Origin of the sequence: Allopontixanthobacter confluentis, from assembly GCF_009827615.1 — a bacterium.
GTDB classification, from domain to species: domain Bacteria; phylum Pseudomonadota; class Alphaproteobacteria; order Sphingomonadales; family Sphingomonadaceae; genus Allopontixanthobacter; species Allopontixanthobacter confluentis.
In genome coordinates this window covers 1,409,072-1,431,156 of sequence record NZ_WTYU01000001.1, presented here as the reverse complement: position 1 = coordinate 1,431,156, position 22,085 = coordinate 1,409,072, and the positions used below count along the sequence as shown (strand labels likewise).

The following is a 22,085-nucleotide window of genomic DNA, read 5'->3' as shown; positions in this document are numbered from 1 at the left end:
TAGAATATGCGTCACGGTATTTCACAGCGTAAGCTGTCGCGTAAATCAGGCCACCGCAAGGCCCTGTTCCGCAACATGGCGGATGCGCTGGTCAAGCACGAGCAGATTCTGACAACCTTGCCAAAAGCCAAGGAACTGCGCCCTTATGTTGAAAAGCTGGTTACGCTTGCAAAGCGTGGTGGGCTTTCCAACCGTCGTCTCGCCGTAGCCCGGATGAACGACGATGTGCAGGTCAAGAAACTGTTCGACGAAATGGCCGACCGTTACAGCGACCGTGAAGGCGGCTATCTGCGTATCATTCGTGCCGGCATCCGTGCCGGTGACGCCTCGCAAATGGCTATCATCGAATTCGTTGACCGCGATGTCGATGCCAAGGGCAAGGACAGCGGCCCGGTCATGAACCAGGACGAAGAAGAATTCGAAGACACGTAAGCGCGTTTTCAGCACAATCACCGAGTGGGCCGGGGGGTAACCTCCGGCCCTTTTCGGTTGTGCGTCGCTCCATAAGGAACGGTTGCATTGCAATTGGAGCAGGTTAAGGTTCTGCCCAGTCGCAGTTTTCCCTGGAGTTTTTCCCCGCCATGATCCGCACTACTTTGATGGCAGGCGCTGCTTGCCTGCTTGCCGCCCCGCTTGCCGCGCATGATACAGCCTTGCCGCAATATCCCGAAACCCGGGCTGATGGCACGGTTGAAACCATCTTCGGTGAAGAAGTGGCGGACCCCTATCGCTGGCTGGAAGCAGATGTGCGCAATGACGAGCAGGTTGCTGGCTGGGTCGCGCAGCAGAATGACGTGACAGAGGCCTATCTAGCCAAGCTGCCAGGCAATGCATGGTTCAAGCAGAAACTGGGCGCTTTGCTGGATTATGAGCGGTTCGGCATCCCTGTGAAAAAGGGCACGCGCTATTTCTACACCCATAATTCGGGCCTGCAGAACCAGTCGCCGCTCTATGTGCAAGACACGCTCACCAGCGAGCGGCGCCTGCTGATCGATCCCAATGCATGGGCCAAGGACGGCGCAACAGCCCTGTCCGACTGGTCGCCATCGCCAGACGGCAAGTATCTTCTATACAGCGTTCAGGACGGCGGCACGGACTGGCGCATCCTGAGCGTTATGGATGTGGAGAGCGGCAAGAAGCTGGATGATGAAATCAAATGGGCAAAGTTTACCGGCCTTGCCTGGGTGGGCGAAGAAGGGTTCCTCTATTCCCGTTTTCCTGAACCCGAAGAAGGGCAGGATTTTCAGGCGCTGAACTACAATCAGGCCGTATATTATCACAAGCTGGGTACATCGCAGGCAGAAGACGTGCTGGTGTTTTCGACCCCGGACGAGGCGAAGCGCGGCAATAGTGCCGGTGTCACCAGCGACGGGCGTTGGGCCGTGATCAGCAGTTCGTTCGGCACTGATGCGCGCGAGGAGATCAACGTGATCGACCTTGATGCACGCGCAACCAAGGGCTGGGCCACGCGCACGCTGGTGCCGGGTTTCGACAATGCCTGGCGCGCCATCGGATCGGTCGATGGCACGATGTATTTCGTGACCAACAAGGATGCGCCGAAATACAGGCTGATGTCGATTGATCTGACAGATGCCGATGCTGCCTGGCAGACGGTAATCCCCGAAACCGATCAGCCGATCGACGGGGCTTCAATTGTGGGCGACAGGCTGGTTGTCACCTACCTCAAGGATGCAACGACACGTGCCGCTACCTTTGGTCTGGATGGGAAGCCCCTTGGCGATATCAAGCTGGGGGCGTTGGGCACCGCTGGCGGGCTGAACGGCAAGTTTGGCGATAGCGAGACATTCTATACGTTCACCAGCTTCAACCAGCCCGGTGCGATTTACCGTCTGGATATTGCAACCGGCGAGACCACCCCGTTCGCATCACCCAGGCTGACTTTCGACCCGGCGGAATTTGCAGTGGAACAGCAGTTCTACACCTCGAAAGACGGCACCAGGGTGCCCATGTTTATCGTGCGTAAAAAGGAACTGGCGGACAGCAAGACCCCGGCGCCAACGATGCTGTATGGTTATGGCGGGTTCGATATTTCCCTCACTCCGGGCTTTTCCTCCACCGCTATGGCGTGGCTGGAAGCTGGCGGCGTCTATGTGGTGGCCAACATCAGGGGTGGCGGGGAATATGGAAAGGAATGGCACGACGGCGGCCGCCTGGCCAACAAGCAGAACGTGTTTGATGATTTTATCGCCGCCGGTGAATATCTGAAAGCCACTGGCATCACCACCGCGGATGGCCTGGCCATTCGTGGCGGTTCGAACGGTGGTTTGCTGGTGGGCGCGGTTACCAATCAGCGGCCTGATCTGGTGGATGCGGCGCAGGCGGCTGTCGGCGTGATGGATATGTTGCGTTTCGACCGGTGGACTGCCGGGCGTTACTGGGTGGATGATTACGGCTATCCGTCCAAGGAAGCCGATTTCAAGGTGCTTCGCGCCTATTCGCCCTATCATAATATCCGCAGCGGCGTGGATTACCCTGCGATATTGGTGACAACCGCCGATACAGACGACCGCGTGGTGCCCGGCCACAGCTTCAAATATACAGCGGCGCTGCAGGCTGCCGATGTTGGCGACAAACCGCATCTCATCCGCATTGAAACCCGTGCCGGCCATGGTTCGGGCAAGCCAACCGACAAGGTCATCGAAGAAGGCGCCGATATATTGAGCTTCCTGGCATTCTGGACAGGGTTAAAAATACCGGAAAGCGGCGCTGAATAACACAATTCGGTTGATGTCAGTGTTCAGGAAATCAGTGGATTTCCTGAACACTTCCTGACAGTGCAATTCAGCATGCCATCATGGCAACTCACCTAAAAGGGGTTCAACGCCAACGCATTCCCGCACAGGCATTATTCGAGGACCCCCTCATGAAGACCATTTCCAAAGCCCTCATCGGAACCGTCGCCGCTGGTGCGATGGCGATGACTTCCGCAAGCCCCGCATTTGCCCGCGACCGTGACGATGGCATCAGCGCCGGCGACATTATTGCCGGTGCAGTTATCCTTGGCGGCATTGCTGCCGTGGCGTCATCTGCCGGCAACAACCGCGGCTATAGCGATTACCGCTATAATGACCGGTATAACGACCGGGATTATCGCGGCAGCTATCGGCAGGGCAACCCGCGTGCCGCCGTTGAACAATGCGTCCGCACTGCACAGCAGGAAGCGCGGCGCGCCGGTTATCGCAATGCCCAGGTCACCCAGATCCGTGATGTGGATAACACACGCCACGGCTGGAGAGTGAAAGGCACTGTCGAAGTGCAGGGCCAGCGCGGCTACAACCGCTACGATAACCGTTATGATCGCCGTGGCTATCGTTCGGCCAATTACGACAGCGGCCGGTTTACCTGCGATGTTTCGCGCGGCCGGGTGGTCGATCTGGACTTCAGCGGCGTTCGTGGCCTTCGCTGATAGTTGAACATTGTGTCTGGGGCGGTTCAGGCTGATGAAAGCCTGAGCCGCCTAGTTTTGTCCGCAATGGTGCGGCATGATGCCGCCAGATTCATCTAAGGAATCAAACCGATGACGCGCATTTCCCGTTTTTCCGGCCTTGCAGCGATGGTTGCGGCAACATCCATGATGTCAATGCCCGCCGCCGCGGCAGATGTGCAGGGCAATCTTTCGGGCGTATCAATGCCTGCCTATGCTACGTGGGATGCTGACAGCGAGAATGCCGCCGCCCATCGCCGCTATCGCGGATACCGTGACCGGACCAGCGTGGGCGACGTGGTTGCCGGAGTGTTGATCATCGGCACAGTGGCGGCAGTGGCCAATGCTGCGACCCGTTCAGGCCGCGATGGCGGCTACCGCGGGCAACCCTACCCATCCCGTCCATATCCTGACCGCCCATATCCAGACCGGCCATATGATTACCGCGCTGACCGCAACGATGTTCGCGGTTATGACCGGTATAATGACAGCCGCGGGATTGATCGCGCGGTGGACATGTGTGTCCGCCAGATAGAGCGCGATGTCCGAGTGCGCGGCGTCGATGAAGTGGAACGCTCAGGCGATGGCTGGCGCGTGTCCGGCACGCTGTATAATGGTGATGAATTCACCTGCACCCTTGGCGCAGATGGCCGGGTTGGCGACATCAACTATGCGGGCCGGAAAATGGGCCGAAATGACCAAATTGACGACCGGCGCGATCAAACCGGACAGGCTGATGATCGCCAGTGGAGCGATGACCGCTATGCCAGTGCATGGAATACCGCACCCCAGCGTGCGGCCAATGCTCCTGCGGGCAATCTACCGGCCTATCCCGGCGGACCTGTTGCCGGCTCTGACCAATATGGCGCGGATGCCAGTGCCGATATTTATGGTGGTGCCGATAATGATCCCGGTGATGGCTATGTCGATGGCGATGCCGGAGACAATGGCTATGCCGGAGATACTGGTGATGGCCGCTACGGCACATCCGGTGTCGAAGGGTAAGCCGGTAATCGGCTAGGTTTCAGTTTCCTCGCCCTGTTCGTCATCATAGGCGGGCAGGGCGAGTTTCCACCGGATGGCTGCGCCGCGCATGGTAAAGCCTGCGGCCCATGCCAGCGCCCACACCAGCAAATCTGTAATTCCGAAAAATGCGCCGATCATGGTGATGAAGGCGGATAATGCCGCGGCCGTCACGTATAGCTCCGGCCGCATCAGAATAGACGGTTCGCCAGCGATAACATCGCGGATGATCCCGCCGGCACAGCCCGATACGACGCCCAGCACCATGGCAGGCATGGGGGCCACGCCGAAAGCCAGCGCTTTGGCCGTGCCAAGCACTGCAAAGGCGGCAAGCCCGGCGGCATCGGCCCATTCCAGCAATTCGCTTTCCCACCATCGTCGCGGGGTGAACCACGCAATCAGGGCGGTGATGAAAATGACCGGCGCCACCCACGGATCGCGCAGCCAGAAGGCCGGCGTGCCAATCATCATGTCGCGCAGCGACCCGCCGCCAACACCGGTAATCAAGGCAAAAAATGCCATGGTGACGAATGTCTGCCGCAAGCGCGCTGCCAGCAATGCGCCAGTCAGGGCGAAGATGGCAGTGCCAGCCAGGTCCAGCATGGGAGGAAGCGCAGGCGGGTTCATCGAACGGGGCGTGCCTTGCGCCTGCGGAACATCAGCACCGTGCCCAGCAGCGCGCCGATAACAGAAAGCGCGGCGAACAGGATCAGGATGGGATGCGATGTGTCTTCCCGGTCCTTCAAATCCATGATGTGCAGGCCCCACATAAGGTCGAACACGCGCCAGAACCGCGTTCGCACAGCTTCGATCTTGCCGGTGCTTTCACCCACATAGACATGGGTGCCATCAACCAGCGCAACCTGCCAGGCGGCGATGGGCCGCCGAAAATCGCTTGCGGGCGCATCTGCCGGAAACAGCACGATACTGCTGATGCGATCTCCGCCCTTGATGCGCGCCGCCACTATCCGGCGTGCATCGCTCACCGTAACGGGCGGCAACAATTTGCCAGCCGCCGAATATCGTTCCACGCGCCCGTCGGCATAGGTGGCGGTGGTGACCATCGCGCCGTCCATCATCTGCGTTGCCAGCACGGTGGGCATTTCGCGCGCGCTGCCCAAGGTGTTGAACAAGGGCACAGGAAAACCGGGCAGCGGTTGCGCCGGCTGTTCCCGCTGCAGATTGGTGCCGCGCACTTCATCTATCGGGCGGCTGACCATGACCAGGCCGGTTATCGTCCACATCAATATGGGCACGCCCACCAGCCAACCCAGCCAGATATGCCACCGCGCAAAGCGCAGCATCCAGTGTTTCCCAGCCATTTAAAAATCTCGCATTTTCATTCGCATTTAACGCGGCAAATGGTCCGCAATCTGGCTTGCTGCATCGATACAGTTCAGATCGCTCCACTTCGTGCCGATGATCTGCATCCCGCATGGCAGGCCGCCGCTTGAACCCACTGGCAGCACCGTGCTGGGCAGATTGGGGAAAGTGGCCAGGCCCGCCCATGCGAACCCTTCGGCAAAGGGATGCGGCGCGCCATTGATGGTGATGGTCCGTTCACGAACGGTGCGGTCATTATGTTCAAAGGCGAGGATATTGGCAGGCGGTGCAAGCACGAAATCATATTGTTCGAACAATCTGGCCCATGCCGCTTCGTTGCGGGCCTGCACATCAAGCAGGTCAAACCAGTCGGTTGCGGTCGCCCTGCTGCCAGTCGGGCCGGGCGCACCGCGCGCCATGGCAATGCCCAGCATCCGCATATAATGGGCGTGCTGGTCGGCCAGGTCCGGCAGCAGGTTGCTGTGGCGGTCAATAATGGCACCGGTTTTTTCCAGCGCGGCAATCGCGGCTTCGATTGGGGCCGAAACGCTGGCGTCGATTTGGCTGGACGGGTGATCAGCCACATAAAGCAGCCGCATTTTACCCAGTTCGCGGGCATGGGCAGCCAGCGGCATTTGTGTTGTCAGGCGGACCAGCAGTGCCAGATCCTCCGGATTGCGCGCCAGCGGGCCCGCAATTGACAGGATTTGATCATGTCCGGCATTGTCCAGCGCGGGATGGTCATGGCCAGCCTTGCTAATGATGCCCCAGCTGGTCTTGTGACCCCAAATGCCGCAGAAATGTGCGGGCACACGCACCGATCCGCCAATGTCCGTACCATATTCTATCGGCACCATGCCACTGGCAACTGCCGCTGCTGAACCGCCGGATGATCCGCCGGGACTGCGGCTGACATCATGCGGATTGCATGTGCGGCCATAGACAGGATTGGTGGCTTGCCAGTCCGCCAGATCGGGTGGAACATTGGTTTTGCCAAGAAAGATGGCGCCAGCAGCTTTCAGCTGGCGCACAACGGTGGCATCCGCCGCCGCGACATTGCCGGCAAAACGTTCATGCCCCCACGTGGTGGGCAGCCCGGCAATGTCGAAACTTTCCTTGATCGTCATCGGCACGCCGCGCAGCGGCTGGCTCTCGGCTGGATTACCGTTGTGCGCGCCACCATCCAGCGCACGTGCAGCATCCCTGGCGCGATCAAAATCGCGCACGACGACGGCATTTATCGCGCCATCCAGCGCCTCTATGCGGCTGATGGCGGCGTCCACGGCTTCCAGCGGGGAAAGTTCGCCTGCCCTGATCTGCTGCGCGAGAGCGAGCGCGCCCGGCTCTTTGGTCAAAACAGGAACCATGGCGTTTTCTCCCTCTCGCGCTGGGTAGGCTTACATGTGGATAGGCTTGCCCTGAACTGCCATTGCCGCTTCCTTGATGGCTTCGGAATGGGTTGGATGGGCATGGCAGGTGTAGGCAATGTCCTCACTGGTAGAGCCAAATTCCATGGCCTGCGTCGCCTGTGCAATCATGGTGCCAGCCAGGCTGGCAACGATGTGGACGCCCAAAACGCGGTCAGTTGCTGCATCGGCGACAATTTTGACAAAGCCATCGGTGTCGCGGTTGGTTTTGCCGCGGCTGTTGGCCATCATGGGGAATTTGCCGACTTTCACTTCGTGGCCCGCATCCTTGGCTTCCGCTTCAGTCAGGCCCACTGCCGCAAATTCAGGCATGGTATAAACCACGCCCGGAATGAGAGCATGGTTCACGATACCGGTCAGGCCTGCGATGTTTTCGGCTACGGCAATGCCTTCATCTTCGGCTTTATGCGCGAGCATGGGGCCGGGGATGACATCACCGACAGCCCAGATACCATCGACCTTGGTGCGGAAATCATGATCGGTTTCAATCTGGCCGCGCTTGTTCAGTTCAAGACCGATCGCATCCAGACCCAGCCCCTCAACATTAGGGCGGCGCCCAATGGCGACCAGAACATGGCTTGCTTCCAATGTTTCCGCATCGCCGCCAGCGGCTGGTTCAATTGTCAGGGAAACACCGGTATCGCTGGCAATTGCGCCAGTAACCTTGCTGGAGAGCTTGATATCCATGCCCTGTTTCTTGAACAGGCGGCCAGCTTCCTTGCGCAGGTCATCGTCCATGCCCGGCAGCAGTCTGTCGAGATATTCGACAATTGTAACCTTGGCCCCAAGGCGGCGCCAGACAGAACCCAGTTCAAGCCCGATGACGCCCCCGCCGATGACGACCAGATGTTCAGGCACCTGCGGCAATTTCAGCGCGCCGGTGGAATCGACAATGCGCATGGCATCATTGTCAACATCCACACCCGGCAGCGGTGTGACCGAAGAACCGGTGGCGATCACGATATCCTTCGCCGTGACGACATCATCGCCAATCTGTACGCTATGTGTATCACGGAAAGTAGCATGACCTTTCAGCCACGTTACCTTGTTCTTTTTAAACAGAAATTCGATGCCGCCGGTCAAGTCCTTAACCGCTGCAGATTTTTCGCCCATCAGGCGTTCCAGATCCAGCGACACATTGTCCATTTTCACGCCGAACAGTTCCATGTGGCCGCCAGCCTTGGCTTCCTCGAACAGTTCAGAACCGTGCAGCAACGCCTTGGACGGGATGCAGCCGACATTGAGGCAAGTCCCGCCCAATGTGTCCCGGCTTTCCACGCAGGCGGTTTTCAGGCCCAACTGTCCGGCACGGATCGCAGCAACATAGCCGCCCGGACCGGAACCGATGATAAGGACGTCATAATCGTAGGTATCAGACATAGCTATTTCCTCAGAGGTCGATCAGCATCCGTGTGGGATCTTCGATCGCATCCTTGATGATCTTGAGTGCAGTAACCGCTTCGCGCCCGTCAATAAGGCGGTGGTCATAGGACAGCGCGATATACATCATCGGCCGGATAACGATCTGGCCATCGACGACAACCGCACGGTCTTCGATCCGGTGCAGGCCGAGCACGGCGGACTGCGGCGGATTGATGATGGGCGTGGACATCAGGCTGCCGAAAACGCCGCCGTTGGAAATGGTGAAAGTGCCGCCTGCCATATCATCCATGGTCAGCGTGCCGTCCTTGGCGCGCTTGCCGAAATCGGCAATGTCCTTTTCGATCTGGGCAAAACCCTTCTGATCGACATTGCGGACAACCGGAACGACCAGCCCGTTAGGCGCGCTGACGGCCACCGAAATATCGACAAAATCGTGATAGACGATCTCATCGCCATCAATCTGCGCGTTGACCGATGGAACGTCCTTCAGCGCCAGATGCGCAGCCTTGGCGAAGAAGCCCATGAAGCCCAATTTGATGTCGTGCTTCTTGGCGAACAGATCCTTGTATTTGCTGCGCGCTTCCATCACCGCGGTCATGTCCACATCGTTGAATGTGGTCAGCAGGGCAGCAGTGTCCTGCGCGCTTTTCAGGCGGCGTGCGATGGTCTGGCGCAGGCGTGTCATCTTGACGCGTTCTGTCTTGCGCTCGCCAGTAGATGCGGCTGCGGCGGGTGCAGCAGAGGCTGCGGGCGCAGGTGCAGCGGCAGGCGCGGTTTCGTCGCCCTTGGCTTTGGCCGCTGCGATCACATCTTCCTTGGTCAGCCGGCCATCCCTGCCGCTGCCCTTTACCGCGGAGGGGTCAATGCCATGTTCCAGCACTGCACGGCGCACGGCGGGCGACAAGGTCTGCGAAGCATCGGATGCCACAGTCCCTTCATTCTTATCGGGCGAGGGTGATGCAGCCGGCGCGGGGGATGCGGAAGGCGCTGGCGATTCCGCTGGCGCTGCTTCTGCCGTGGGGGCGGCAGCGGCAGTTGCGCCTTCTTCCACTGTGGCAATAATCGCGCCCACTTCGACAGTGTCGCCAACCTGCGCTTTCAACTCGCCAATGACGCCCGCCACCGGCGATGGAACCTCAATCGCGACCTTGTCGGTTTCGAGGCTGACGATGGGTTCATCCACCGCCACGGCGTCACCCGGCTTTTTCAGCCATTCACCAATGGTGCCTTCGGTAACGGATTCGCCCAGTGCAGGGACTTTGATTTCGCTTGCCATAATGCCTGTTTCCTAAAGGTCAGGATTTTTTCATGTCGCGCTCTTTGCGCATGGCCTCGCCGCCATCGGCAATGCCGAGTGCGATCGAGACGAGAGATTTCTGCTGTTCTTCATGCCGCTTTGCAAAACCGGTCGCAGGCGATGCGGCGACTTCGCGGCCCGCATAGAAAGGCCGCATGACCTTGCCTGCAGCAGTGGCAGCATCTTCGATGAGACGGTCGACGAAGAACCACGCGCCATTGTTCTTGGGCTCTTCCTGACACCAGACGATGTCCTGCAGGTTGGTCATGCGTTGCAGGCGTTCGGCCAAAGGTTCGCCGGGGAATGGATAGAGTTGCTCGATCCGGACAACCGAAACATCGTCCAGTCCTTCTTCATCCCGCTTCTGCAGCAAATCATAGGCAACCTTGCCGGAACAGAGCACCAGACGCCGCACCTTGCTGTCCGCAATGTCCGTGGTGTCGCTGACGATCCGGCGGAAATGGCTATCCCCGATGAATTCATCCGCCGTGCTTTTCGCCAGCGGATGCCGCAGCAGCGATTTTGGCGCCATGATGATCATCGGCTTGCGGAAAGGCCGCAGCATCTGGCGGCGCAACACGTGGAAGTAATTGGCCGGAACGGTGATGTTGCACACCTGGATATTGTCATTGGCGCATAGCTGGAGGAACCGTTCAAGCCGGGCGGATGAATGCTCCGGACCCTGGCCTTCATAGCCGTGCGGCAGCAGCATCACGAGGCCATTGGCACGCAGCCACTTGGCTTCGCCTGCGGCAATGAACTGGTCGATGATGATCTGCGCGCCATTGGCGAAATCGCCAAACTGCGCTTCCCATGCCACCAGCGTTTTCGGGTCTGCCAGGGCAAAACCATATTCAAAGCCGAGCACGCCATATTCGGACAGGGTGCTGTCATACACTTCGAATTTGCCATGCGGCAGAGTGGCGAGCGGGATATATTTGCGCTCATCCGTCTGGTCGATCCACATGGCGTGGCGCTGGCTGAATGTGCCGCGACCCGAATCCTGCCCGGACAGACGAACGCCGAAGCCTTCTGTGACAAGGCTGCCGAAAGCGAGCGCTTCGGCCGTTGCCCAGTCGAAACCCTCGTTATTGGCGAACATCTCGCGCTTGGCATCAATAACCCGGCCCAGCGTCTTGTGGATCGTGAGATCCTCGGGGACGGTGGTGAGTGTGCGGCCAAGGCTGTCGAACAATTTGCGTTCGATGCCGGTTTCGATGTTCCGCCGAGCGGTTTCAGGGTCTGCCGGCTTGTGCAGCCCGCTCCACCTGCCAGTGAACCAGTCTGCAGAATTGGGCACATAGGTCTTGGCCGCCTGGAAATCGTCTTCCAGCAGGTCGGTAAAGTCCTTGCACAGGCTGTCAGCAAAGCCCTTGTCCACTTCGCCTTCAGCGATCAGGCGCTGTTCGTACAACTCGCTGACCTTGGGGTGCTGGCGGATGCGGTCATACATCAGCGGCTGGGTGAAACTGGGTTCGTCACCTTCATTATGGCCAAACCGGCGGTAACACCACATGTCGATCACGATATCGCGGCCAAACAGCTGCCGATATTCAATCGCCAGTTTGCAAGCGAAGGTCACCGCTTCCGGATCATCGCCATTGACATGCAGAATAGGTGCCTGAACGCCCTTGGCCACATCGGATGGATAGGGGCTGGACCGCGCGAATTGCGGGCTGGTGGTGAAGCCGATCTGGTTGTTGATGACAAAGTGGATGCAGCCGCCAGTATTATAGCCGCGCACACCGGACAGGCCGAAACATTCCCACACCACGCCCTGGCCGGCAAAGGCCGCATCGCCGTGAATGAGCACGGGCAGAACCTGTTCATGCTTCTTCAGATCGTCACGAATGGCCTGCTGGGCGCGGGCCTTGCCCAACACCACAGGATCCACCGCTTCGAGGTGGCTGGGGTTGGGAACCAGCGACATATGCACCTTGATACCGTCAAATTCGCGGTCGGTGCTGGTGCCGAGGTGATATTTCACATCGCCCGAACCGCCGACATCGTCAGGGTTGGCGCTGCCACCGGAAAATTCGTGGAAGATAACCTTGTAAGGTTTGGACATCACATTGGCGAGAACGTTCAGCCGGCCGCGATGCGCCATGCCGTAGATGATTTCGCGAACGCCCAGCTGGCCGCCATATTTGATGACAGCTTCCAGCGCGGGGATCATGCTTTCCCCGCCATCAAGGCCGAAGCGTTTGGTCCCGACATATTTCTTGCCGAGGAATTTCTCATATTGTTCGCCGCGGATCACCGCGCCCAGAATGGCGCGCTTGCCTTCCGGCGTAAACTGGATGACCTTGTCCGGCCCTTCGATGCGTTCCTGGATAAAACGGCGTTCTTCCACATCGGAAATGTGCATATATTCAAAGCCGACGCGGCCGCAGTAATTCGCACGCAACACTTCCACCAGCTCGCGCGGTGTTGACCACTCCAGCCCCATGTTTCCGCCCAGGAAGACAGGTTCGTCCAGCGCCTTGCCAATAAAGCCATGCCACTCCAGCTTCATGTCATCCGGCAATTCGCGCAAGGACAGGCCCAGCGGATCGAGATCTGAAGCGAGATGGCCGCGAACGCGATACGTCCGGATCAACAGCATGGCGCGGATGGACGCGTCAGCCGCCTTTTCGATGGCTGCCTCGTCCAGTACCTTGCCGCCGCGCGCTGCTGCTTCCTTGACGGCAATTCTCATGGCCGTGGGATCGAGCGCCTGCGTCAGGTCGTCTTCGGTGTCGCCGCCCACCAATGGCCAGCGCGGATTGCTCCAGGATGGCCCGGCTTGCGGGGCGTCCTGCGGATTTCCGCGGTCATCAGCAGTTTCGAAATCGTGGCTTTCATTACCCATCGGGGGTTACCTCAGACGCCGGAAATTCATCTGGCTTGCAAATGGTAACGCCCGAACGCAGGCTCTTGCTCCCGGGGAGGAGAGGCTTGGGCCCATGTTCGAGCATTAAGGTCAGGCGAGTTCTTTCAGCATGGCGTCGAGCGTCGTGCCAAGTTCGGATGGCGATGGCGACACGCGAATGCCCGCAGCTTCCATCGCGGCAATCTTGTCATCCGCGCCGCCCTGGCCGCCGGAAACGATGGCGCCTGCATGGCCCATACGCCGGCCGGGAGGAGCCGTGCGGCCAGCGATAAAGCCGACCATCGGTTTGCTGCGGCCCAGCTTCGCCTGTTCTGCAATAAAGGCTGCCGCTTCTTCTTCTGCGCTGCCGCCAATTTCACCGATCATGATGATAGACTTGGTTTCATCATCGGACAGGAACAGGTCCAGCACGTCGATGAAGTTGGTGCCATTTACAGGATCGCCGCCAATGCCGACAGCCGTGGTCTGGCCAAGTCCGACCATGGTGGTCTGGTGCACAGCTTCATAGGTGAGCGTGCCGGAACGCGAGACGACGCCAACAGTGCCTTTCTTGAAGATGGAACCGGGCATGATGCCGATTTTGCATTCGCCGGGCGTCAGCACGCCGGGGCAATTGGGGCCGATGAGGCGCGACTTGCTGCCTTCCAGCGCGGCTTTCACCTTCACCATGTCGAGCACAGGAATGCCTTCGGTGATGGCGATGATCAGTTCGATCTCGGCATCGATCGCTTCGCAGATTGCGTCTGCTGCAAATGGCGGCGGAACGTAGATGCACGATGCCGTCGCACCGGTTTCAGCCTTGGCTTCGCGCACGGTGTTGAAATTAGGCAGGCCGATATGGGTCGTGCCGCCTTTGCCCGGGGTAACGCCGCCGACCATCTGCGTGCCGTAATCCAGCGCCTGCTGGGTGTGGAATGTACCTGTTTCGCCGGTCATCCCTTGCGTGATGACCCGCGTGTTCTTGTCGATAAGAATGGACATGGAAAAGCTCTCCTTAAGGGAGGAAAATGTGAGGGTTGCTTACGGAAGGTTGCTGTCGATGGCCTTGCAGGCTTCGAGCAGTTCCTTGACCGCATCGACCGAAACGTCGAAATTCTTCTGCGCTTCTGCGTTGAGTTCGATCTCGACGATCTTTTCAACACCATTTGCGCCAATCACCACGGGCACGCCGACATAAAGGTTGTTCACGCCATATTGGCCGGTCAGGTTGGCAGCGGCGGGAAGCACGCGGCGCTTATCCTTCAGATAGCTCTCCGCCATCATGATCGCGCTGGTGGCAGGCGCATAATAGGCCGAACCATTGCCCAGAAGCTGGACGATTTCACCGCCGCCACTGCGGGTGCGCTGGACGATGGCGTCCATCTTTTCCTGCGTGGACCAACCCATCTTGATGAGATCTGGCACGGGGATACCGGCAACAGTCGAATATTCCAGAACCGGAACCATGGTATCGCCATGGCCGCCAAGGACGAATGCGGTCACATCTTCGACCGACACATCAAATTCCTGGGCGAGGAAGTGACGGAAACGCGCGCTATCCAGAACACCGGCCATGCCGACGACCTTTTCAGCAGGCAGGCCCGAATATTCACGCAATGCCCACACCATCGCATCCAGCGGATTGGTGATGCAGATGACGAAGGCGTCAGGCGCGTGCTGCTTGATGCCAGCGCCCACAGCGCCCATCACTTTCAGATTGATGCCCAGAAGATCATCACGGCTCATGCCCGGCTTGCGCGGCACACCTGCGGTCACGATGATGACATCAGCGCCCGCAATATCGGCATAATTGCTCGTGCCTTTGAGATTGACATCGAAACCATCGACCGGCGCAGCCTGGCTGAGGTCGAGCGCCTTGCCCGCAGGCATGCCTTCGGCAATGTCAAACAGGACGACATCGCCCATTTCCTTCATTGCTGCGAGGTGGGCGAGAGTGCCGCCAATCATGCCAGCGCCAATAAGCGCGATCTTGTTACGGGCCATTATCCGGTTGCGTCCTTCCATGCGTGCGGGACCAGACATCCGAAGCCTTCAATAAAAGGCCGATGGCGCGCAACATGTCCCGCGACGAAGCGGCGCCCGGTGATCAGCCCATGGCCTAGGCCCGTGAAAGAGTGATTGCAACTGGCAATGACCCCTGCGGGCCAAACTATCTTTGCAAATAGTTCGCAATTGCAATTGAGGCGTTTTGGGAGTTTGGCGCACAGATTTGGCCGCGCGTTTGCCCGTTGGCAAAAGTCGGTCTTGCCAACACAAACGGTGGCAGCCGGCATGGTTCCCGCCGCTGACCTGAATAGGTTCTGAGTAAAGGTAGTTTAGTCAGCAGAATTGCCAGCCGAACTATCAGCCAAATTCTGGCGCTGTTTGGCCGCTTCCGATCATGGTCTGGTTCTGCGTGGCGCGGTGCAGCTGGGCAGCAAGGCGGCCATCCAGTGTCCGGCAAATCCCGAGCCACCATTTATAGCCCACCAGATCGTCCTCGGCAAAAGCGGCTTCAGCCAGTTTGCGCGCTTCCAGCGCGGCACCCAGGCCGTGGCAGGCAAAGTGGCGCAACGCTGCGTGAAGCATTTTGTCACTGGTGGGCTGCCTTGCCATATCGCCATTGTCATTGGCCGCAAAGCCGGTGGCGCGGCGGGCCAGTGCGCGGGCAATCGGGGATCTGACTGTGCAGCGTGCGGCTGCAAAATGAACGGTCATGCCGGAAATGCCTTTGCTCAATGGGGGTGGGGGCATCCCTTTAGGCGCGCCGTCACTAAAGCCCCGTTCCAATTCACGGTTGAGGGGCCGTTAAGATTGATTTGGAAGGCAGGGCGGACGCTTATTTGGGCTTGGATTTCCACCGGCCGCTATTGGCATATTCTGGCCGGACAGCGCCTGCCGCGGGCAGCGAATCCCCCGCAAATGCGCTGCCGCTTGTCCGATTGGACGTCGGCGCAGAGTAAGGCTGGGCCGGGGCAATGGCGGAACTGCGCTGTTCTGGTGCCTGCAAAGTGCTCGCCGCTGCGGGATAGCTCACAGCCTCTGCCGCAATGCGTGCCTGATCAAATGCGCGGGCCAATGCCAGCGGATCCGCGATATCGCGTGCCAGATCCGAAGTCTTGCGCAATGAGCGGGCCGCAAATGGCTCGCTACCCAGATAGGCCGCCCGAAACGCGCCGAGCTTCCCGGCATTGCCGCGCCAGCGATAAAATCTGTGCGCACCGATGATGCCCACCGGATCAAGGCTGGGCGCCCAATAGGGGCTGACCCAGATGGTGTGATAATGGGTGGCCAGGCCCACCGGGCGATACACTTCGCCTGACAGCGCATCCTGCGCGACGTTGCGGGCCCGCGCCCATGCCATGGTGGATGGGCGCCGGTCCAGTGATCCGTCGCAGGTAAAGCTGAACTGGCAGCCGGTCTGGCGCTCCGAACCCTGATATACAACCCCGCAGATGGAATTGGGATAGCTGGGGTGGGCTACGCGGTTCAACACCACTTGCGCCACAGCGCGCTGGCCGCCCAGGGTTTCGCTTGCCGCTTCATAATAGACAGCAGATGCAAGGCATTGCAGCGCGCGCGCCTTGTCTATGCCTGATCCGGCTGGAAGAAATGCGTGCGCCGCAGGGCCGGCAGCGCGGATGCCGATCATTTGTGCAGCGCCAGGTGATCCGGACGTTCCAGTGCCCGCCAGGTCCAGCAATTGTGCGCCTGTGCCAGAAGTAGATGCGGGCGCTGCTGGCGTGTCCTCCAGGTAAAAGAATGCAGACCCGGGAAAGCTGCTGCCCGCTGTTTCAAATGGCATGGCGCGGGGCGACATTGCATGGGTTGGCGCGGTGTTTGTCCGGTTGAGCGCCTGCCAGTCATCCGGCGTGGCCATCGCCGGCACCGCGATTGCCGCCGCCATTGCCGCCAGCCGCCGCCCGCGATGGCGCGGGCGGCGCGATGCTGCCAGCGAACGCGCATTGCGGCGCAACCTTGCGCGAAAATCCGCAGGGTCCGCGTCACCCTTAAGAGGCGAGGCAAAAGGCAGGGACAAGGGCGGGGCAAAAGGCGGCAAAATGAACAGGCAATCCTTTGTTTGGCGGGCGACATTTCGACGTAATTATCAACGGGCCGCTGGCGCGCTGCTGCGCGTATCAGCGCATGCAATTTTGCACGACAGAACTATCCCAGCCGTCCCTATGCGGCACAGGTTGGAAGGCGCGATTAATGCCGATGCTGAACAATTCGCTAATCTCTAATGCATTTGGATCTCAAGCGCTGACGTGACGGCTTGGCACTTGCCAACGCCCATGGCCGCGCCTAATCGGGCGGCCACGTCATGGGTTGTCTGCGCCAAAAACATACGGCGCAGACCTAAGAGGGAAGTTGGGTGAGGGGTTTTTCCCCTGAATCCTGCGCTGCCCCCGCAACTGTGACCGGGGAATTTGCGCCCAATTCTGCCACTGGCCACCTTTCGGGGTGCCGGGAAGGCGGGGCGCAAGTGTCGATCCGGGAGCCAGGAGACCTGCCCATGTTCGGTCGTTCAGCCGCAGGGCGGGGTGTACCTGAGGCAGATGGGCAGCCGTGCGAATTTTCGTGCGCCTTCCGTCACGAGCGGCACTTTGTCGTTCGTTATGGAGAAATTTATGCCCAGATACCCCCTGTTCTTAACCGCTACCTTCCTGTTTGCCGCCCCCGCCATTGCGCAGCAGGCTGCGCCGGAAACGGGCGAAATTGTGCTCACCCCGCAATCGCGCGAAAGCTATATCACGGTGGTCGCCAATGGCCTGGATGAGCGGCTGGACACCACCGGCCAGCCCGTTTCCATCATCGATCATGATGAAATAGAGGACGTTCAGGGCGCTGATGTCACCCGCGTGCTGCAACGTGTGCCCGGCATTACAATAAGCCGGAATGGCGGGATTGGTTCGTTTACCGGGGTCCGCATCCGCGGCGCGGAAGCCGAACAATTGCTGGTTCTGATAGATGGTGTGCGGGTGGCTGACGTGGCATCGCCGGGCGGCGGTTTCGACAGCGGCAATCTGCTCACCGGATCAATCGGCAAGATGGAATTGCTGCGCGGTTCCAATTCCACCGTGTGGGGCAGCCAGGCCATCGGCGGCGTATTGGCCGTGACCACTATTGCCCGCAGCGGCGTTGCCGCCTCAGCCGAATATGGCGCACGCGGCACTCTTTATGCCCACGCCGATGCGGGTGTGTCGGGCGATGCCGGGCAGATCAGCCTCACCACCGGATATTACGATAGTGACGGCTTTTCTGCTGCCGCAGTGGGCACGGAAAATGACGGCTTTCGCCAGTGGCATCTGGGCGGACGCGGGCGGTTGAACGTCGCAGATGGTTTCTCACTGGTGGCATCGGCACGCTATGCCGATGGCAGGCTGGAGATCGACGGTTTTCCAGCACCGGACTATGTTTTTGTCGACACTGCCGAATTTCAGGACACGCGGGAAATTTCCGGCGCAGGCGGGTTTTCCTATCTGGCAGGCGGGATTGAGTTGCAGGGGACTTATTCCCGCTCGAACGTCAGGCGCGACAGTTTCGATCCGCAATTCGGCTCTGCACCCACCTTTGCCACCCGCGGAAACAACCAGCGGGCGGAATTGCGGGGCAAGTCGGCGCTGGGTTCCGGCATGGCAGTGCGGTTTGGCAGCGAATATGAATGGTCGAATTTCTCCACCACCTATGATGCCCGGCGCAATGCCAGTGCAGCAGGCGGCTATGCCCAGTTGGGGTATGACGGCGGAAACGGCCTTGTCTTCAATGCAGGCGCGCGGGCTGTCGATCACAGCAGGTTTGGCAGTGCCGTCACATTTGGCGGTGATGCGGCCATTGTGCTGGGCGATGGCTGGCGGATGCGGGCCAGCATTGGGGAGGGGTTCAAGGCGCCCACGCTGTATCAGCTGTTTTCCGATTACGGCAACCGGATGCTCCAGCCCGAACGCAGCACCAGTTTTGACCTCGGGCTTGATTATGGGGACCGCAACCTCGACACATTTCTGGCGGTATCGCTGTTTCGCCGGGATAGCGAAAATCTGATCGATTTCATCTCCTGCTTCGGCGCAGCGGCCGTCATCTGCACCGACCGCCCCTTTGGCACCTATGACAATGTCGGACTGGCGCGGGCGCAGGGGCTGGAAGTGGAAGCGGGCCATGGGTTGGGCGAGAATATCGATGCCCGTATCGCCTATGCCTTGGTCGATACGGAGAACCGCACTTCGGGTTCCGCCAACAAGGGCAATGAACTGGCCCGCAGGCCGCGCCACGCAGCCACGGTGTCGGCGGACTGGCAGACACCTGACAGCAGGCTGGAACTGGGGGCCGATGTGCGGCTGGTTTCGCGCAGTTTCGACAATGCGGCCAATTCGGTCAGGCTGGATGGGTTCACCACGGTGGACTTGCGCGCGCAGTGGCAGGCAACCCGCAATTTCGTGCTGTTTGGCCGGATCGAGAATGTGACGGACGAAACGTACCAGACTGCGGCCGGTTACGGGGCAGCGGGGCGCGGCATCTTTGCCGGTGTGCGGGCGGCAATGTGACTCCCCTCCGCACCTTTGGCGTGATGGCGGGAATGCTGCCTGCCCTGCTGGCTGGCTGCGGCTCGCCGGTGGCAAAGGGCGCTGACACCGCGCAGACAGATGCGCCAACCATCGTATCGCTTAACCCCTGCACAGATGCCATATTGGCGGAAATGGCCGGGCCCGAACAATTGCTGGCCATATCCCACTATAGCCACGATCCGCGGGCCACTTCGATGGATGTGGCAAAGGCGCAGGCCTTCGGCATGACCGGCGGCACGGTGGAAGAAGTGCTGGCATTGTCGCCTGACATGGTGGTTGCAGGCAGTTTCATGCCGCCTGCGACCAGGGCTGCGCTGGCTGATCTGGGCATCAGGGTGGAAACATTCGATATCGCCTCATCAGTTGACCAGAGCATCGACCAGGTCCGGCGCATGGCCAGCATTTCAGGCCATGAAGATGCAGGGGAAGAACTGGTGACGCGCATCAACGCGGCGGTGACAGCCATGGCAGCACCGGCAGGAAGCACAGCTGTTCCCACCGTTCTGTGGCAGCCCTCGGGCATTGTCCCGGGTGAAAAAACGCTGATCGGTGAATTGATGCGCGGCGCAGGATTTTCCAGCCACAGCGCAGCATCCGGCATGGGGCAGGCGGATTTTCTGCCGCTTGAAATGCTGCTGGCCAATCCGCCGCGTGTGCTGCTGCTGGCGGGTCAGGAACGCTCCCAGCACCATCCCGCGCTGGCGGCACTGCCCGAGATGCAGCGCGCGGAGTTTGATCCGGCGCTGCTCTATTGCGGCGGCCCCACCATCATTCGCGCGGCCAACCGGCTGCGCGAAATTAGAGAGGCGGTCAGCTGATGCCGCGCATCTCGTTTCCGGTGCTGGTGCTGCTGGGACTGATTGCGGTCACGCTGCCGCTATCCCTGCTGGCCGGGCGGGTGTGGATTGATCCGGCGCATACACCCAATGCCGCCGTGATCCTGGCGGATTTGCGCTTGCCGCGGTCATTGCTGGCGCTGGTCATCGGGGCGGGGCTGGGCGCAGCCGGTGCTGCGATGCAGGGATATTTGCGCAATCCGCTGGCTGACCCCGGGCTGTTTGGCATTGCGCCTATGGCGGCGCTGGGGGCAGTGGCCAGTTTCTGGTTCGGATACGCCGCCAGCGCATGGCTGCTACCGCTGTTTGCGCTGGTGGGTGCGGGCATGGGCATGGCGCTGCTGGCGCTGATTGCCGGGCGCACGGGCGGCATCGCCCTGTTTACGCTGGCCGGATTGATGATCGCCAGTCTGGCCGGAACGCTGACCAGCCTGGCCATCAGCATGGCGCCCAATGCCTTCGCGATGAGCGAGATTGTCACCTGGCTGATGGGCGCGTTGACAGACCGCAGCTGGCGCGAAGTGTGGATTGCCGCGCCGCTGACGATTGCGGGTATTGGCTGCCTGATGCTGACGGGCCGGGGGCTGGATGCGCTGACACTGGGCAGCGCAGCGGCACGGTCATTGGGTGTTCGTGATAAGGTTTTGCAGGCCTGGCTCATCACAGGTGTGGGCCTGACAGTGGGCAGCGGTGTTGCCGTGGCCGGAATTGTCGGATTTGTCGGGTTGATTGTGCCGCATCTCGTGCGGCCATTTACCGACCGGCGGCCCAGCCAGCTGATCGTGCCCAGCGCGCTGGCGGGGGCACTGCTGGTGCTGGTGGCAGATTGCACGGTGCGGATATTGCCGCTGGTGACAGAATTGCGCCTGGGCATCGCCCTCAGCCTGATTGGTGCACCGTTTTTCCTGTGGCTGCTGCTGCGGATGCGGCGGGGGCTGGCATGATGCAGCTTGCCGCACGAGACATCACCGTGGAAGGGCGGCTGAACGGGGTTTCAGCCACATTTCAGCCTGGCACAATTACCGCCATTTGCGGCCCCAATGGCGCTGGCAAATCCACGCTTCTGTCAGCCCTTGCCAATCTGGCGGCGCTGGATGCAGGGCAGGTTTTACTGGGCGATACCGCGCTTACCGCCATTGCGCCGCAGATGCGCGCACAGCGGATTGGCTTTCTGCCGCAGGACGGGCAGATCGCATGGGACGTCGCAGTGCGCAGTCTGGTTGCACTTGGCCGAATGCCGTTCCGCGACGAAGCCCCGGACAAAGTGGCCCGCGCGCTGGCCGCGCTCGATTTGACCGCCTTTGCAGACCGGCCTGTTTCGACCTTGTCCGGGGGTGAAAAGGCCCGCGCACTGCTGGCGCGGGTGCTGGCCGGCGAACCGGAATGGTTGCTGGCAGACGAACCGCTTGCCGCGCTCGATATCGGTCACCAACTCACTTTGCTGCGTCACCTGCGCGCCGAGGCTGCTCGCGGCACCGGGGTGGTGCTGGTGCTGCATGATCTCGCACTCGCAATGAACCATGCCGATCATGTGATGGTTCTGGGGGAAGGACGCCTTGCCGCCAGCGGCGCACCCGCCCACGCATTGTCCGAAGCGATAATCGCAAAGGTCTGGGGTGTTAGCGCCAAATGGATCGGCGAGGCAGGCGGGCGAGCCTTGATAATGGAGTAGATGGTCTGCCTGGCTTACCTCCCGAAGCCAGCAGCCACACGCAATCTTTGGCCGCCCGACGCGGACTGTCGTCTTACTGAATTTTTAAGCCAAAAAGTGGACAGTCAGCTGACGACCCACTTGCTGACATTCTCGGATCGTCTTATCCTACCGTTGTTGTAACCATTGAGAGATCACGAAAATGAGCAGCAATCGAAGGCTTTTTCTGTTTCTTGTCGTAGCTCTCGCAATAGCCGGGATTGGGTTTCTTGTCGGCCAAGGCAAG

At 60.1% G+C, this 22,085-nt stretch carries 18 protein-coding genes and 1 riboswitch; of the genes, 8 read left to right on the top strand and 10 right to left on the bottom strand.

Features of this window, described 5'->3' with window-relative positions:
* Positions 1-6: 6 nt before the first annotated feature.
* The 4 genes from rplQ (at position 7) to GRI44_RS06680 (ending at position 4,450) form a co-directional block, all read left to right on the top strand.
* Positions 7-432, top strand: coding sequence for a 50S ribosomal protein L17 (gene rplQ / locus GRI44_RS06695; protein ID WP_160600595.1), 426 nt, complete (start codon positions 7-9; stop codon positions 430-432).
* Positions 433-581: 149 nt separating this feature from the next.
* On the top strand, positions 582-2,735 hold the full coding sequence (locus GRI44_RS06690; RefSeq protein ID WP_160600594.1) for a prolyl oligopeptidase family serine peptidase: 2,154 nt from the start codon (positions 582-584) through the stop codon (positions 2,733-2,735).
* 149 nt (positions 2,736-2,884) lie between these two features.
* Positions 2,885-3,427: a hypothetical protein gene (locus GRI44_RS06685; protein ID WP_160600593.1), complete on the top strand. Its 543-nt coding sequence runs from the start codon at positions 2,885-2,887 to the stop codon at positions 3,425-3,427.
* A 111-nt stretch (positions 3,428-3,538) separates the two neighbouring features.
* Positions 3,539-4,450, top strand: coding sequence for a hypothetical protein (locus GRI44_RS06680; protein ID WP_160600592.1), 912 nt, complete (start codon positions 3,539-3,541; stop codon positions 4,448-4,450).
* 12 nt (positions 4,451-4,462) lie between these two features.
* On the opposite strand, the gene GRI44_RS06675 is transcribed toward GRI44_RS06680, so the two are convergent.
* The 10 genes from GRI44_RS06675 to GRI44_RS06630 form a co-directional block, all read right to left on the bottom strand.
* Positions 4,463-5,095, bottom strand: a complete 633-nt coding sequence (locus GRI44_RS06675) for a trimeric intracellular cation channel family protein (protein ID WP_232842996.1) — start codon at positions 5,093-5,095, stop codon at positions 4,463-4,465.
* Positions 5,092-5,790, bottom strand: a complete 699-nt coding sequence (locus GRI44_RS06670; RefSeq protein WP_160600591.1) for a PepSY domain-containing protein — start codon at positions 5,788-5,790, stop codon at positions 5,092-5,094. Before GRI44_RS06670 ends, GRI44_RS06675 begins: the two co-directional genes overlap by 4 nt.
* A gap of 27 nt (positions 5,791-5,817) precedes the next feature.
* Positions 5,818-7,158 (bottom strand): amidase family protein, encoded by a 1,341-nt coding sequence (locus tag GRI44_RS06665; protein ID WP_160600590.1) that lies wholly within the window; start codon positions 7,156-7,158, stop codon positions 5,818-5,820.
* 30 nt (positions 7,159-7,188) lie between these two features.
* Entirely contained in the window at positions 7,189-8,598 is a 1,410-nt protein-coding gene (gene lpdA / locus GRI44_RS06660; protein ID WP_160600589.1) for a dihydrolipoyl dehydrogenase, read from the bottom strand.
* 10 nt (positions 8,599-8,608) lie between these two features.
* Complete coding sequence (odhB, locus tag GRI44_RS06655; RefSeq protein WP_160600588.1) at positions 8,609-9,877, bottom strand: 2-oxoglutarate dehydrogenase complex dihydrolipoyllysine-residue succinyltransferase; 1,269 nt, start codon at positions 9,875-9,877, stop codon at positions 8,609-8,611.
* Between the two features lie 19 nt (positions 9,878-9,896).
* Positions 9,897-12,749 (bottom strand): 2-oxoglutarate dehydrogenase E1 component, encoded by a 2,853-nt coding sequence (locus GRI44_RS06650; protein WP_160600587.1) that lies wholly within the window; start codon positions 12,747-12,749, stop codon positions 9,897-9,899.
* 111 nt (positions 12,750-12,860) lie between these two features.
* Complete coding sequence (sucD, locus tag GRI44_RS06645) at positions 12,861-13,751, bottom strand: succinate--CoA ligase subunit alpha (protein ID WP_160600586.1); 891 nt, start codon at positions 13,749-13,751, stop codon at positions 12,861-12,863.
* Positions 13,752-13,790: 39 nt separating this feature from the next.
* On the bottom strand, positions 13,791-14,753 hold the full coding sequence (gene mdh, locus GRI44_RS06640; protein ID WP_160600585.1) for a malate dehydrogenase: 963 nt from the start codon (positions 14,751-14,753) through the stop codon (positions 13,791-13,793).
* Positions 14,754-15,113: 360 nt separating this feature from the next.
* On the bottom strand, positions 15,114-15,467 hold the full coding sequence (locus GRI44_RS06635; RefSeq protein ID WP_160600584.1) for a hypothetical protein: 354 nt from the start codon (positions 15,465-15,467) through the stop codon (positions 15,114-15,116).
* Between the two features lie 121 nt (positions 15,468-15,588).
* Complete coding sequence (locus GRI44_RS06630; RefSeq protein WP_232842995.1) at positions 15,589-16,788, bottom strand: cell wall hydrolase; 1,200 nt, start codon at positions 16,786-16,788, stop codon at positions 15,589-15,591.
* Positions 16,789-17,058: 270 nt separating this feature from the next.
* A riboswitch (cobalamin riboswitch) is annotated at positions 17,059-17,281 on the top strand.
* Between the two features lie 99 nt (positions 17,282-17,380).
* Between GRI44_RS06630 and GRI44_RS06625 the strand changes: the two genes are divergently transcribed.
* From GRI44_RS06625 to GRI44_RS06610, 4 genes are read left to right on the top strand one after another with little or no spacing between them, the layout of a single operon-like run.
* Entirely contained in the window at positions 17,381-19,291 is a 1,911-nt protein-coding gene (locus tag GRI44_RS06625; protein WP_160600583.1) for a TonB-dependent receptor plug domain-containing protein, read from the top strand.
* The gene (locus tag GRI44_RS06620) at positions 19,288-20,130 is read left to right on the top strand and encodes an ABC transporter substrate-binding protein (RefSeq protein WP_332872371.1); all 843 of its coding nucleotides are present in this window, start codon (positions 19,288-19,290) and stop codon (positions 20,128-20,130) included. Before GRI44_RS06625 ends, GRI44_RS06620 begins: the two co-directional genes overlap by 4 nt.
* Positions 20,130-21,092 (top strand): FecCD family ABC transporter permease, encoded by a 963-nt coding sequence (locus GRI44_RS06615; protein ID WP_160600582.1) that lies wholly within the window; start codon positions 20,130-20,132, stop codon positions 21,090-21,092. The genes GRI44_RS06620 and GRI44_RS06615 overlap by 1 nt, the downstream gene beginning before the upstream one ends.
* Positions 21,092-21,820, top strand: a complete 729-nt coding sequence (locus GRI44_RS06610) for an ABC transporter ATP-binding protein (protein ID WP_160601335.1) — start codon at positions 21,092-21,094, stop codon at positions 21,818-21,820. The genes GRI44_RS06615 and GRI44_RS06610 overlap by 1 nt, the downstream gene beginning before the upstream one ends.
* Positions 21,821-22,085: the final 265 nt, after the last annotated feature.